The organism is Streptomyces solincola (assembly GCF_002982015.1).
GTDB classification, from domain to species: Bacteria; Actinomycetota; Actinomycetes; order Streptomycetales; family Streptomycetaceae; genus Streptomyces; species Streptomyces solincola.
The window spans coordinates 1-12,405 of sequence record NZ_PVLV01000136.1 but is presented as its reverse complement, the minus strand read 5'-3'; the positions used below and the strand labels follow the sequence as shown (position 1 = coordinate 12,405).

The window sequence follows — 12,405 nt, the reverse complement described above, 5'->3', positions numbered from 1 at the left end:
CCGCCACGAGGCGATGAGCCTAATACTGGCCCGCTAGGCCGCGCCGGCGGCGACCCGATCCCGGCGGCCCGAGCCCTCAGGCGGCCCGAGCCCTCAGGCCGCCGGGGCGGCGGTGTCGTCCTCGTCCTCGGGGAGCTTGCAGACGCGCTCGAGGAAGAAGGCGGCGGCGATGACGGCCGCGGCGGCCAGGACGGAGAAGCCGGCGTAGATCGCCTGGTCGCGGCGGGCCGGGATGTCCAGGGAGCCGAGCAGGAAGACGCCGGCGCCGCCGTAGGCCCCGCCGGCCAGGGCCGCGACCAGCGCGCTGGCCTGGCCGAAGACCACGGCCCGGGCGGCCATCATGGGCTCCACGCCCTTGGCGTCCGGCCGGCGCTCGCGCTGCGCGAGCAGCCGGGAGCGGATCGACAGGGCGGTGGCGACCAGGACGACCGCGATCACGGCCAGCACGATCGGGGCGGCGAGGGGGACGCTCGGCAGGGTGCCGAACGACTCCCAGAGCCGGGCCGCGGCCCAGGCCAGGACTCCGGCGACGACGAACACGCCGACCAGTACCTTCAGCCGCAGTTGCTTCACCGGTGGTCCCTCGTCTGGTCGTGGGCGTGGCCTGGGCCGGGCGGTCGGCCGACCGGCCCGTGTCGATCAGTCCAACGCTACTCGGGCAGCCGCAGTTCCAGGTCGCCGCGCGGGGCGATGCCCTCGCGGCCGACGCCGGCGAGCAGGCCGGCGATGGCGCCGACGCCGGGGAGCTGGGCCTCGGGGTCGACGTCGTGCCAGGGGGCGAGGACGAAGGCCCGCTGGTGGGCGCGGGGGTGGGGCAGGGTGAGGACGGGGTCGTCGGAGACCACGTCGGCGTACGACACGATGTCGACGTCGATGGTGCGCGGCCCCCAGTGCTCCTCGCGCACCCGGTGGAAGGCCTCCTCGACGGCGTGCGCGCGTTCGAGGAGGGAGGCCGGGGGCAGGGTGGTCTTCACCACGATGACGGCGTTGAGGTAGGCGGGCTGGGAGGCCGGGTCGACGCCCCAGGGCTCGGTCTCGTAGACCGGCGAGACGGCTTTGACGCGTACGCCGGGGGTGTCCTCCAGCGCGTCGATGGCACCCTGGAGCGTCTCCAGGCGGTTGCCCAGGTTCGCGCCGAGCGCGATGACCGCGCGGCGGGGGTTGCTGAGCGTGGAGTCGGCGGCGTCGACCTGGGCCGTCACGGCGGCGGGCACCGGCTGGACGGTGGGGTCGCTGGGCGTGAGGTTCATGCGCGGCTCCGGGTGATGGTGATGGTCACGTCGTCGAAGGGGACGGTGATGGGGGCGTCCGGCTTGTGGACGACGACCTCCACCTCCTGGACGCCTTCGTGCTTGAGGCACTGCTGGGCGATGCGCTCGGCGAGCGTCTCGATCAGGTCGACCGGTTCGCCCTGGACGACGTCCACGACCTCCTCCGCCACGACCCCGTAGTGCACGGTCTTCGCCAGGTCGTCGTCTGCGGCGGCGGGCCGGGTGTCGAGTCCGAGCACCAGGTCGACGATGAACGTCTGGCCCTCTTCACGCTCCCTGGGGAAGACGCCATGGTGCCCGCGGGCCTTGAGGCCGCGCAGCGCGACACGATCCACGCGAATCACTCCTGCTGTCGTTGGTCCGGTGGGCACCGCGCCGGGTGCGGTCGGCCCCGGTGCCACTCCCCGAATCTACCTGCGGGCGCCGAGGGGGACGGCGCACGGTCCCCGCGGGGGCCGTCCGGTCGCCTGGTGGAGGGCCGGCGGCCGGGCGGGCGTCGGGCCGCCGTCCGTCGTCCCCTCGGTACTCCCATACCCGCTAGGAGCCGGTGTCTTCGGCGTCCTCGTCGCCGGTTTCGGCCAGCACGGGGGAGCCGTGGTGGGACCAGACCCGCCAGCCGTCGGGTGTGCGGCGGAACACATTGGTGGCGACCACGAGCTGGCCGACGAGCGGCCCGAGGTCGTCGCCCTCCTCGGCGGGTCCGCCGCTGAGGATGTTCTCGGTGCAGGTGGCCACGGCGGTGTCGCCGGCCACCGAGACCCGCACGTCGGTGAGGAAGAACTGGATGTACTCGGTGTTCGCCATGATCAGGGCGTACGAGCGCAGGACCTCGCCGCGGCCGGTGAGCACCGGCCAGCCGGGGTGCACACAGGAGATCTCGCCGTGGGACGCGTCCAGCCACAGGTCGGAGAGGGTGTCGAAGTCGCCGCGTTCCATCGCCTCGTAGAAGGCGGTGTTGGCCTGTTCGACGGCCTCGGTGTCGGTTCCGGCGCCGCCGCCGCTCACCGGGCGGCCTCGACGGCGCGGGCGACCCGTACCGCGTCGGCGGTGGCCCGGACCTCGTGCACGCGGACCGCCCAGGCGCCCTCGTGGGCGGCGATGGCGGAAACCGCCGCGGTGGCGGCGTCGCGTTCGCGGGCGGGCGGCACGGTGGCCCCGCCGTCGCGGGCCAGCACCCGGCCGAGGAAGCGCTTGCGGGAGGCAGCGACGAGCAGCGGGCGGCCCAGGGCGCGCAGCTCGGCGAGGTGGCCGAGGAGGGCGAGGTCGTGCTCGGCGGTCTTGGCGAAGCCGAGGCCGGGGTCGATGACGACCCGCTCGGGCGCGATGCCGCCGGAGACGACCGCGTCCATGCGCCGGCGCAGCTCGCCGGCGACCTCGCGGACGACGTCGCCGTAGACGGCGAGGCTGTTCATGCCGTCGCTATGGCCCCGCCAGTGCATGACGACGAACGGCACCTCCGCGGCGGCGACCGCGGGGATCATCCCGGGGTCGGCGGCGCCGCCGGAGACGTCGTTGACCAGTTTCGCGCCTGCTTCGACGGCCTGGCGGGCGACGGAGGCGCGCATGGTGTCGACGGAGACGACGACCCCTTCGGCGGCGAGGCCCCGGACGACGGGCAGCACGCGGCGCAGTTCCTCGTCCTCGTCGACGCGGCTGGCGCCGGGACGGGTGGACTCGCCGCCCACGTCGACCAGGTCGGCGCCCTGGGCGACCAGCTCCAGACCGTGCTTGACGGCGGCGGTGGTGTCGAACCATCGGCCGCCGTCGGAGAAGGAGTCGGGGGTCACGTTGACGACGCCCATGACCGCACAGCGGTCCCACTCCGGCAGCCCCCGGGGTGCGCCCCGTCCACGCGAGATAGTCATGGGCACAGCCTAGAACCGCCCGCGGGGCCGGACCGCGCGGACCCGGAGGGCGTACGGCGGGTCACGCGGCGCGCATCTCGTGCGCGGCGTCCCGGTGGGCGCAGGGGGCGGCGGGGCGGCGCCGGGCCAGCGGGCGGGGCAGCGCGACGCTGACGAAGCCCTCCGCGCGCATCGCGGCCAGTCCGATCCGGGGCAGGTCGCGGCTGCTGCGGTAGACCACGAAGCGCGGCTCCCAGCGCGGCCGGAACTTGGCGTTGAACTTGTACAGCGACTCGATCTGGAACCACCGGGAGAGGAACACCAGCAGTCCGCGCCAGAGCCGCAGCACCGGTCCCGCGCCGAGCCGCTCGCCGCGGGCCAGCGCCGAGCGGAACATGGCGAAGTTCAGCGAGACCCGGCGTACACCGAGGGCGGGCGCGGCCTGTAGGGCGGCGGTGATCAGCAGTTCGTTCATCCCCGGGTCGGCCGAGCGGTCGCGCCGCATCAGCTCCAGCGACATGCCGTCCGCCCCCCACGGCACGAAGTGGATGATCGCCTTCAGATCGCCGTAGGGGGAGCCGGCGACGGCTCCGTCCCCGCCGCCACCGCCGTCCGTGTCGCCGGCCGGGTCGCGGTGGGCGGTGGCGATGACCGCGTCGCCGTCCCCGGGGTCGCCGATGCGCCCCAGCGCCATGGAGAAGCCGCGCTCGGTGCCGGTGCCGCGCCAGTCGTCCGCGGCACGGCGTATCCGGTCCAGTTCACCGTCGGTGAGGTCGCGGACCCGCCGCACCCGGGTCCGGTAGCCGGCCCGCTCGATCCGCTTGACCATCTGGCGGACGTTGCGCATGGCGCGCCCGCTGAGCGAGAAATCCGCGACGTCCACCACCGCCTCGTCGCCGAGCTCCAGCGCGTCCAGCCCGGTCTCCCGGGTCCACACCTCGCCGCCGGTCTCCGAGCAGCCCATCACCGCGGGCGTCCAGGAGTGCGCGGTGGCCTCGTCCATGAACCGCTCGATCGCCCCGGGCCACGCCTCGACGTCGCCGATGGGGTCGCCGCTGGCGAGCATGACGCCGCCCACCACCCGGTAGCAGACGGCGGCCTTGCCGCTGGGCGAGAAGACCACGGCCTTGTCCCGGCGCAGCGCGAAGTGCCCCAGCGAGTCGCGGCCGCCGTGCCGCTCCAGCAGGGCGCGCAGCCGCTGCTCGTCGTCGGCGGTGAGCCGGGCCACCGGGTGCTCGGGGCGGAAGGCGAGGTAGATGGTCGTGACGGCGGTGAGCAGCCCGAGCGCGCCGAGGCTGTAGCCGACCGTCCAGCCCACGCCGCCGCGGTAGCCCACCGGCCCCTCGGCGCCGAACAGGCCGTACAGCACGTGCTCCAGCCGCTCGCTGAGGCTGGGGTCGCCGACCGTCCTGCCGGGGTGGGCGCTGACGATCGCCAGACCCAGGGCCAGCGAGCCCGCGCCCATCAGCACGAAGTTGGCGAGAGCGCGCCACCGGCTGCGCGGGTCGGGCAGGGCGGCGAACTCGCGGCCCGTGCCTGCCGTTCTCACCGTGACTGACATGGTTCTTCCCGTGCTCTGACAAGGGTCCCGCGAGGGCGTGCGCCCTGTAGGACGGGCGCGGCGAGCGCCAGGTTCATCGCCGGACGCCGAACGGGGGCGGACATACCGGTACCGGCCGGTATACGGAGCCGTACGGGGGTGTGCGGAGGCGGACGGGGTCGGCGTGCGCCTGTTCCGGCGTACGGGGTCGGGGCCGCGCCTGTTCCGGCGTACGGGGTCGGGTGCGGGTCCGGGTCCGGTGCGGGTCAGGTCAGATGCGGGTCAGGTCAGGCGACGGTCTGCACGTCCGCTTCGGCGCGGGCGATGGCCTGGGCGTCGGCGGCGGTGGAGCGGCGCAGCGCCTCGTGCAGCCGGGCCGGGGTGAGTACGCCGAGGAAGCGGTTCCGCCCGGCGGGGTCGAGGACCGCGATCCAGCCGGCGTCGTGCTGGAGCATGGTGGCGAACGCCTGCTTCAGCGAGGCGCCGACCGGAAGCCAGGCTTCCATCCGGCGGGCGTGTTCCCGCACCGAGCCGCCGAGTGCGGCCTGCTCGGCGGATATCCAGCCGTGCAACTGGTCGTCGCCGTCCAGCACGACCGCCCAGCGGGCGCCCAGGTCGCGGGGGAGCGCGTCGTCGAGGTGGACGACCGGCGGGCTCTCCAGGTCGCCCGGCTCGATGGGGGTGACCGACAGCCGCTTCAGGCCGCGGTCCGCGCCCACGAAGTCGGCGACGTAGGGGGAGGCGGGGGCGCCGAGCACGGTGGCGGGGGCGTCGAACTGCTCGATCCGCCCCTCCCCGTAGACCGCGATCCGGTCGCCCAGCCGGACGGCCTCCTCGATGTCGTGGGTGACGAAGAGCACGGTCTTGCGCATCTCGGACTGGAGGCGCAGGAACTCGTTCTGCAGATGCTCGCGGACCACCGGGTCTACCGCGCCGAACGGCTCGTCCATCAGCAGCACGGGCGGGTCGGCGGCGAGCGCGCGGGCGACGCCGACGCGCTGGCGCTGGCCCCCGGAGAGCTGGTGGGGGTAGCGGTCGCCGTGCACCGACGGGTCCAGGCCGACCAGTTCGAGGAGTTCGGCGGCGCGGGTGCGGGCGGTGGCGCGCTTGACGCCGAGCAGGTGGGGGACGGTGGCGGTGTTGTCCAGCACGGTCCGGTGCGGGAAGAGGCCGACCTGCTGGATGACGTAGCCGATCCGGCGGCGCAGCTCGACCGGGTCCTCGGCGGCGATGTCGCGCCCGTCGACCTCGATGCGGCCCTCGGTCGGTTCGATCAGCCGGTTGACCATCTTCATGGTGGTGGTCTTGCCGCAGCCGGACGGGCCGACGAGCGTGACCAGTTCGCCCTCGGCCACTTCGAACGACAGGTCGTCCACGGCGGTGGTGCCGTCGGCGTACCGCTTCGTGACGTGCTCGAATCGGATCATGCGGCCATTGTCGCCCGCCGCGCGGCGTTCGAACCCGCCGTGTGTGAAGGCCGTGTTTCCAGGGTGTGGCGGGTCACGGGACGGGCATCGTTGATTGTCAGTGGCGGGGGTTAGGGTCGGTGACGGCTCGAACTGCGGCGCGAACCGCGACTCCGAGCCCCGGTCCGAGCAGGGAGGGGCCGGGGCACGGCACGCCTGACGACGTACGGGGGAGGTGGGGCGGATGGGCACCGGTTGCCTGGTGGCCAACGCGTGGATCTGCGGCGAGTACCTCAGCTCGCGCGGCCAGGAGCTGACCGACGCCACGCTCCAGCACGTCTGGATCACGGTGGTGTCGGTGCTGCTGGGGCTGGCCGTCGCCTTCCCGCTGGCGCTGCTGGTGCGGGCCCGGCCGCGGTTCGCCGCGCCGGTGCTCGGGCTGACGACGGTGCTGTACGCGATTCCCTCGCTGGCCATGTTCTCGCTGCTGCTGCCGCTGTTCGGGCTGTCGGCCGCCCTGGTCGTCACCGGGCTGGTGCTGTACTCGCTGACCATTCTGGTGCGCAACATCCTGGCCGGTCTCGCCGCGGTGCCGGCCGAGGCCCGGGAGGCGGCGCGCGGCATGGGGTACGGCCCGGCCAGGCTGCTGTGGGAGGTCGAACTCCCGCTGGCGCTGCCCGCGGTGCTGGCCGGGGTGCGGATGGCCACGGTCTCCACGGTGGCGCTGACCACGGTCGGCGCGCTGGTGGACTACGGCGGCCTGGGCACCCTGATCACCACCGGACTCAAGAGCTACTTCAAGGCGCAGGTGCTGACCGCGTCGGTGCTGTGCGTGCTGCTGGCGGTCGTGGCGGACCTGCTGCTGCTGGGGCTCCAGCGGCTGCTCACCCCGTGGACGAGGACGCCGAGGACGCCGAAGGCGACGAGGGGGCCGGGGGCGCCGAAGCCGGCGCGGACGGCGGGCGATCCCGTCGCCGCCCCGGTGGGCGGCGCTCCGGCGGGCGGCGCCGCGGTGGCCGGCGCCGGGACGGCCGGTGCTCCGGCCGGCGGCGGGCAGAGCCCGGCGGCGGGCGGGCCCCGAATACGCAAGGAGGCGGGCTGAGCGATGGGCGCGGTGGCCGATGCCTGGACGTGGCTGACGACCGGGGCCAACTGGCAGGGCGAGAGCGGGGTGACCGCCCGGCTGGTCGAGCACCTGTGGTTCAGCGGGGTGTGCCTGCTGGTCTCCTGCCTGATCGCCCTCCCGCTGGCGCTGTGGCTGGGCCACATCGGCCGCGGCGGGGCGCTCGCGGTCAACGTCTCCAACGTCGGCCGGGCGGTGCCGACCCTGGCGGTGCTGGTGCTGCTGACGCTCACCCCGCTCGGCAAGCAGGGCGACCTGCCGACGATCATCGCGCTGGTGCTGTTCGCGGTGCCGCCGCTGCTGACCAACGCCTATGTCGGGATGCGGGAGGTGGACCGCTCGGTCATCGAGGCGGCCCGCGGCATGGGGATGTCGGGCGGCCAGGTGTTCCGCCGGGTCGAACTCCCGCTGGCGTACCCGCTGGTGCTCACCGGGCTGCGCTCGGCCACCGTGCAGGTGATCGCCACCGCGACGCTGGCCGCGATAGCCGGCGGCGGCGGCCTCGGCCGGATCATCACGGCCGGGTTCAACACCAGCGACACCGGGCAGGTGGTCGCGGGCGCGCTCGTGGTGGGCGCGCTGGCGTTGGTCGTCGAGGGCCTGCTGGTGCTGGCGGGGCGGCTGTGCGACCCGATGCGGGCCACCCGCCGCACCCGGCCGGCCGGCCCGGCCGCCGGCGCCCCGGGCGGCGCGCCCGCGGCCCCGGCGAAGGCGGCGGCCTGAGCCCGGACCGAGGCCGGAGCGGTCGCACGACAGGGCGGTCCGGCGGCGGCGCGGCCGCCGCACCCCACGGCGCACCGACACAGCTGACGACACACCTGACGACACAGCTCACGAGACACCGGACGAGACGGAGAACAACGACATGAGCAGAACCGCACGGGTGGCGGGAGCGGCGCTGGGCGTGCTCGCCCTGACCGGTGGACTGGCCGCCTGCGGCGGCGACAGCCTGGAGGACCGCGATTCCTCCGGCGGGGCGTCGGGCTCGTCGGGCGGGGGCGGCGCCAAGGGCTCGCTGGTCGTCGGCTCGGCCGGCTTCACCGAGGCCAACGTGCTGGCCGAGCTGTACGCCCAGGTCCTCAAGGACGCCGGATACAGCACCTCCATCAAGACCGTGGAGAACCGCGAACTCTACGAGCCGGCGCTGGAGAAGGGCGACATCGACGTCGTCCCCGAATACGCGGCGACTCTCGCGGAATTCCTCAACGCCAAGGCGAACGGGCCGAAGCAGGCCCAGGAGAAGCCGGTCGCCTCCAGCGATGTGAACGCCACCGTGGACGCGTTGGAGAAGCTCGCCGAACCGCGCGGACTGAAGGTGCTGCCGGCCGGCGAGGCGGTCGACCAGAACGCCTTCGCGGTGACCAAGGAATACGCGGAGAAGAACAAGCTCAAGACGCTGTCCGACCTCGGCGCGGCCAAGCTGAAGGTCAGGATCGCGGCCGGTGACGAATGCGCGATCCGCCCGTTCTGCGCGCCGGGTCTGAAGAAGGCGTACGGCATCGACGTGGCCGGCATCGATCCCAAGGGCGTCGGTACGCCGCAGGCCAAGCAGGCGGTGAAGGACGGCACCGACCAGTTGGTGCTGACCACGACCACCGACGCCACCCTTGAGCAGTTCGGCCTGGTGCTGCTGGAGGACGACAAGAAGCTCCAGAACGCCGACAACGTACTGCCGGTGGTGAACGCCAAGGACGCCGGTTCGGACGAGATAGCCGCGGCACTGAAGAAGATATCCACCGCCCTCACCACGGACGACCTGGTCGAACTCAACCGGAAGGTGGACGCCGAGCGCGCCAAGCCGGCCGATGTCGCCAAGGCCTACCTGGAGGAGAAGGGTCTGCTCGGCGGCTCGTGACGAGCCCTGAACTTTCCCCTGCGGACGTGTCTTTCGCCGCCTACGCAGGGTAAGTTCCAGGCCATGCCACGTGGACGCCACCGCCATTCCCCGCCCCTGCACAGGCTTCTGCCGCCCAGCGCGGTGGCGGGAGCGGCCGTCCTCAGCGCCGCGGTCGCCTGGCTGCCGACCGATCCGCTGGTCCTGCGGCTGCTGGCCGCGGCGGCGGCGGTCTCGGCGGTGGCCGGCGCGGTCCTGACCCGCACCTGGGACCGGGCCGCCGGCCGCCGCGTCGCCGAGCTGACCCGGGCCCGCGCCGGGGACCAGTGGCGGTCCGAGGAGCGGGTGGCCGAACTGGAGTCGGACCTGGAGGAATCCCGCGAGCTGCGCGGCAAGCTGGACGCCAAACTGCGCACCAAGCGCATCGAGTTGGCGGCGCTGCGCAACGAGCACGCCGAGCTGCTGCGGCGGTACGCCACCGCGGAGACCGAACGTGCCAGCGCCCTGGAGGGGCGGCGGCAGCTCGCGCTGGAGGTGGCCGCCCCCGGCGGCGTCACCGCGGCGGGCCGCCCGGCCCTTCCGGTCTCGCCGTCCACGCCCACCCAGGGCGCGTACCTCCAGGCCGCCCGGGCGCTGGCCGAGCTGACCCGCAACGCGACCATGCAGCAGGCCCGGCGCACCCTGGCCGCCGCGGCGCCCCGCCCGGGCGTACCGGCCGCGGGCGTACCGGCCGTGAAGGGCGCCGCTCCCTTCGGCGAGCACGGAGCCTCCGCCGCCCAGGGCGACGGCCCCGGCGGCGACGGCCCCGGCGGTGGCCCCGGCGGTGGGATGACACCCGTCCCGCCGGCCGCCGCCATCCCCCCGCCCGGCCCGCGCCGCAGCGTCCAGCGCCTCCAGGGCGGCTTCGACTTCTTCGGCACCGGCCCGGGCCCCGACGGCGACGGCGACCCGGACTCCGCCCGCGACCGGTCCGCGGCCCCCGCGACCCACGATGGCGACGACGCCCCGCACGCGGACGACGCCCCGCATATGGACGGCGCCGCCCCCGCGAATGACGCCGCGTCCGCGAACGGCGCCGCGTCGGTGAACGGCGCCGCTCCGGTCCGGGCGGCGCTCGGCCGGGGGACAGGCGGCCGGCAGGGGGCGGACAGCCGCGTGACGGACGCCGCCGCGTCCCCGGCGGGCGCCGGATCCGCGCCCTCGACGGCTGCCGGGCCCGTGGGGGAGGACGAGGATCTCGCGGACGTCGTCGGGGAGGAGGCGCTGGCGCACCACCAGGCGCGGCGCGCGACCGAGCGGCGGGCCGTCGGCGAGGTCATCGACCTCACCGCGCACGACGAGACCGAGCAGATCGACCTGGCCGGCCTCCGCCGCAACGCGGCGGGCTGACCCGTCCGGACCGGCCCTCGGGGTCGACCCCGGGACCGACCTGGGCCGACCCGGGGCGGGCCCAGGCTTGTGGCCCGGGGCTACTTGTCGATGTCGCCGACGACGAAGAAGAACGAGCCGAGGATGGCGACCATGTCGGCGACCAGGGTGCCGGGGAGCAGTTCGGTCAGGGCCTGGATGTTGTTGAACGAGGCGGAGCGCAGCTTGAGGCGGTAGGGGGTCTTCTCGCCCTTGGAGACCAGGTAGTAGCCGTTGATGCCGAGGGGGTTCTCGGTCCAGGCGTAGGTGTGGCCCTCGGGTGCCTTGAGGACCTTCGGCAGCCGCTGGTTGATCGGTCCGGGCGGCAGCTCCGCGATCCGGTCCAGGCAGGCGTCGGCCAGCGCGAGGGAGTTGTGGGTCTGGCGCAGCAGGCACTCGAAGCGGGCCAGGCAGTCGCCCTCCTCGCGCACCACCACCTCCAGCACGTCGGCCAGCTGCCCGTACGCCAGGTACGGCTCGTCGCGGCGCAGGTCGAAGTCGACGCCCGAGGCGCGGGCGATCGGCCCGCTCACCCCGTACGCGTGCACGGTCTGCGGCGACAGGACGCCGACGCCCCTGGTCCGGCCCCGGAAGATCTCGTTGCCGAGGACCAGCTTGTCGTAGACGTCCATGCGCGAGCGCACCTCGGCGACCGCCGCCCTCGCCCGGCCGAGCCAGCCGGCGGGCAGGTCCTCCTTCAGCCCGCCGACCCGGTTGAACATGTAGTGCATCCGGCCGCCGGAGAGCTCCTCCATCACGTGCTGGAGGTCCTCCCGCTCCCGGAAGGCGTGGAAGATCGGGGTGATGCCGCCCAGTTCGAGGGGATAGGAGCCGAGGAACATCAGGTGGTTGAGCACCCGGTTCAGCTCGGCCAGCAGCGTCCGCGTCCACACCGCGCGTTCGGGGACCTCCATGCCGAGCATCCGCTCGACGGCCATCACCACGCCCAGCTCGTTGGAGAACGCCGACAGCCAGTCGTGCCGGTTGGCGAGCATGATGATCTGCCGGTAGTCGCGGGCCTCGAACAGCTTCTCCGCGCCCCGGTGCATATAGCCGACGACCGGTTCGACCTCGCGGATCAGCTCGCCGTCCAGCACCAGGCGCAGCCGCAGCACGCCGTGCGTGGAGGGGTGCTGCGGCCCGATGTTGAGCACCATGTCGGTGCTCTCCGCCGCCCCGCCGACGCCGACGGTGGTCTCCCGGACCGCCCCGGGCGGCGCTCCCGGCGTGGCCTCCGGTGTCACTCCCGGCTCAGTGCGCTGCGTCATGCCCGCCAGTATCCCCCGTCGGTACCGACACGCTGGAGGAGCCAGGTGAAGTCGCCGAGCCCGCCGCGCGCGGTCAGCTCGGCGGCCTCGCCCGCCCCGGCGAGCGCCCGGACGTACGCCGCCGGGTCGGCCGAGGCCAGGGACAGCGGCGGCCGGGACCCCCGTACCCCCAGTCGGTGCAGCATCTCCCGCTGGGTGAGCAGCTCGGGGTCCGGGAGCCCGGGGGCGGCGGCCGCGGCCGCGCAGGCGTCCAGCGCCACATGCGCGGTCAGGTCGCACCGCCCGTCCGGGACCGGCGCCACCTCGCGGCCCTCCCGGAAGCCGGTGAGCGTGCCGAACGGCGGCCGCGCCCCGGCCAGGTGCCCGTAGTCGACCGCCACCGCGAGGCCCGCCGCCACCGAGCCGACCGCCGCCGCCCAGGCCGCGTCCCGGGGGCGGCCGATCTCGGCGCGCTCACCCGGCTCGGACAGCGGCCACCAGCGGGCCAGCCAGGCGGCGTCCGCGCCCGCCACCGGGGCGGCCAGGCGCTCGCGGCCGTCGTGCGCCACCTCCACGTACCGGGCGGTGCCGTCGGCGTCGGCCTCGGCCACCTCCACCGGGACGTCGTCCAGCCACTCGTTGGCGAACAGCAGACCGCGCACCCCCTGCGGGACGGCATCCGTCCACTCCACCCGGGAGTCGAGGCCGGCCGGCCGGCCTCGACTCCCGGGTG

13 protein-coding genes are annotated in these 12,405 nt (G+C 74.5%); 4 read left to right on the top strand and 9 right to left on the bottom strand.

Annotation, left to right across the window (positions count from 1 at the left end):
* Nucleotides 1-93: 93 nt before the first annotated feature.
* The 7 genes from C6N75_RS10980 to C6N75_RS10950 form a co-directional block, all read right to left on the bottom strand.
* Nucleotides 94-573 carry a DUF3180 domain-containing protein gene (locus tag C6N75_RS10980; protein ID WP_105868681.1) on the bottom strand — a complete coding sequence of 160 codons (480 nt, stop codon included), beginning with the start codon at nucleotides 571-573 and terminating at the stop codon, nucleotides 94-96.
* Nucleotides 574-650: 77 nt separating this feature from the next.
* A complete protein-coding gene (gene folK, locus C6N75_RS10975) occupies nucleotides 651-1,250 on the bottom strand; it encodes a 2-amino-4-hydroxy-6-hydroxymethyldihydropteridine diphosphokinase (protein ID WP_105868680.1) in 600 nt (199 codons plus the stop codon).
* Nucleotides 1,247-1,606, bottom strand: coding sequence for a dihydroneopterin aldolase (gene folB, locus C6N75_RS10970; protein WP_105868679.1), 360 nt, complete (start codon nucleotides 1,604-1,606; stop codon nucleotides 1,247-1,249). Before folB ends, folK begins: the two co-directional genes overlap by 4 nt.
* A gap of 202 nt (nucleotides 1,607-1,808) precedes the next feature.
* On the bottom strand, nucleotides 1,809-2,276 hold the full coding sequence (locus tag C6N75_RS10965; protein WP_256107456.1) for a nuclear transport factor 2 family protein: 468 nt from the start codon (nucleotides 2,274-2,276) through the stop codon (nucleotides 1,809-1,811).
* A complete protein-coding gene (folP, locus tag C6N75_RS10960; protein ID WP_105868678.1) occupies nucleotides 2,273-3,136 on the bottom strand; it encodes a dihydropteroate synthase in 864 nt (287 codons plus the stop codon). Before folP ends, C6N75_RS10965 begins: the two co-directional genes overlap by 4 nt.
* A gap of 61 nt (nucleotides 3,137-3,197) precedes the next feature.
* Nucleotides 3,198-4,676 carry a phosphatidylglycerol lysyltransferase domain-containing protein gene (locus C6N75_RS10955; RefSeq protein WP_258177344.1) on the bottom strand — a complete coding sequence of 493 codons (1,479 nt, stop codon included), beginning with the start codon at nucleotides 4,674-4,676 and terminating at the stop codon, nucleotides 3,198-3,200.
* A gap of 266 nt (nucleotides 4,677-4,942) precedes the next feature.
* On the bottom strand, nucleotides 4,943-6,082 hold the full coding sequence (locus tag C6N75_RS10950; RefSeq protein ID WP_105868677.1) for an ABC transporter ATP-binding protein: 1,140 nt from the start codon (nucleotides 6,080-6,082) through the stop codon (nucleotides 4,943-4,945).
* Between the two features lie 223 nt (nucleotides 6,083-6,305).
* On the opposite strand from C6N75_RS10950, the gene C6N75_RS10945 reads away from it, so the two are divergent.
* The 4 genes from C6N75_RS10945 (at nucleotide 6,306) to C6N75_RS10930 (ending at nucleotide 10,407) form a co-directional block, all read left to right on the top strand.
* Nucleotides 6,306-7,163, top strand: coding sequence for an ABC transporter permease (locus C6N75_RS10945; RefSeq protein WP_219852872.1), 858 nt, complete (start codon nucleotides 6,306-6,308; stop codon nucleotides 7,161-7,163).
* A 3-nt stretch (nucleotides 7,164-7,166) separates the two neighbouring features.
* Entirely contained in the window at nucleotides 7,167-7,907 is a 741-nt protein-coding gene (locus C6N75_RS10940) for an ABC transporter permease (protein ID WP_105868676.1), read from the top strand.
* Between the two features lie 142 nt (nucleotides 7,908-8,049).
* On the top strand, nucleotides 8,050-9,039 hold the full coding sequence (locus C6N75_RS10935; protein ID WP_105868675.1) for an ABC transporter substrate-binding protein: 990 nt from the start codon (nucleotides 8,050-8,052) through the stop codon (nucleotides 9,037-9,039).
* Between the two features lie 63 nt (nucleotides 9,040-9,102).
* Nucleotides 9,103-10,407 carry a coiled-coil domain-containing protein gene (locus C6N75_RS10930; protein ID WP_105868674.1) on the top strand — a complete coding sequence of 435 codons (1,305 nt, stop codon included), beginning with the start codon at nucleotides 9,103-9,105 and terminating at the stop codon, nucleotides 10,405-10,407.
* An 80-nt stretch (nucleotides 10,408-10,487) separates the two neighbouring features.
* On the opposite strand, the gene C6N75_RS10925 is transcribed toward C6N75_RS10930, so the two are convergent.
* Complete coding sequence (locus C6N75_RS10925) at nucleotides 10,488-11,582, bottom strand: NADH-quinone oxidoreductase subunit D (protein ID WP_105868682.1); 1,095 nt, start codon at nucleotides 11,580-11,582, stop codon at nucleotides 10,488-10,490.
* Between the two features lie 107 nt (nucleotides 11,583-11,689).
* Nucleotides 11,690-12,405: SAM-dependent methyltransferase (locus tag C6N75_RS10920; RefSeq protein WP_181160437.1), on the bottom strand; the 716-nt coding region annotated here is incomplete at its 5' end.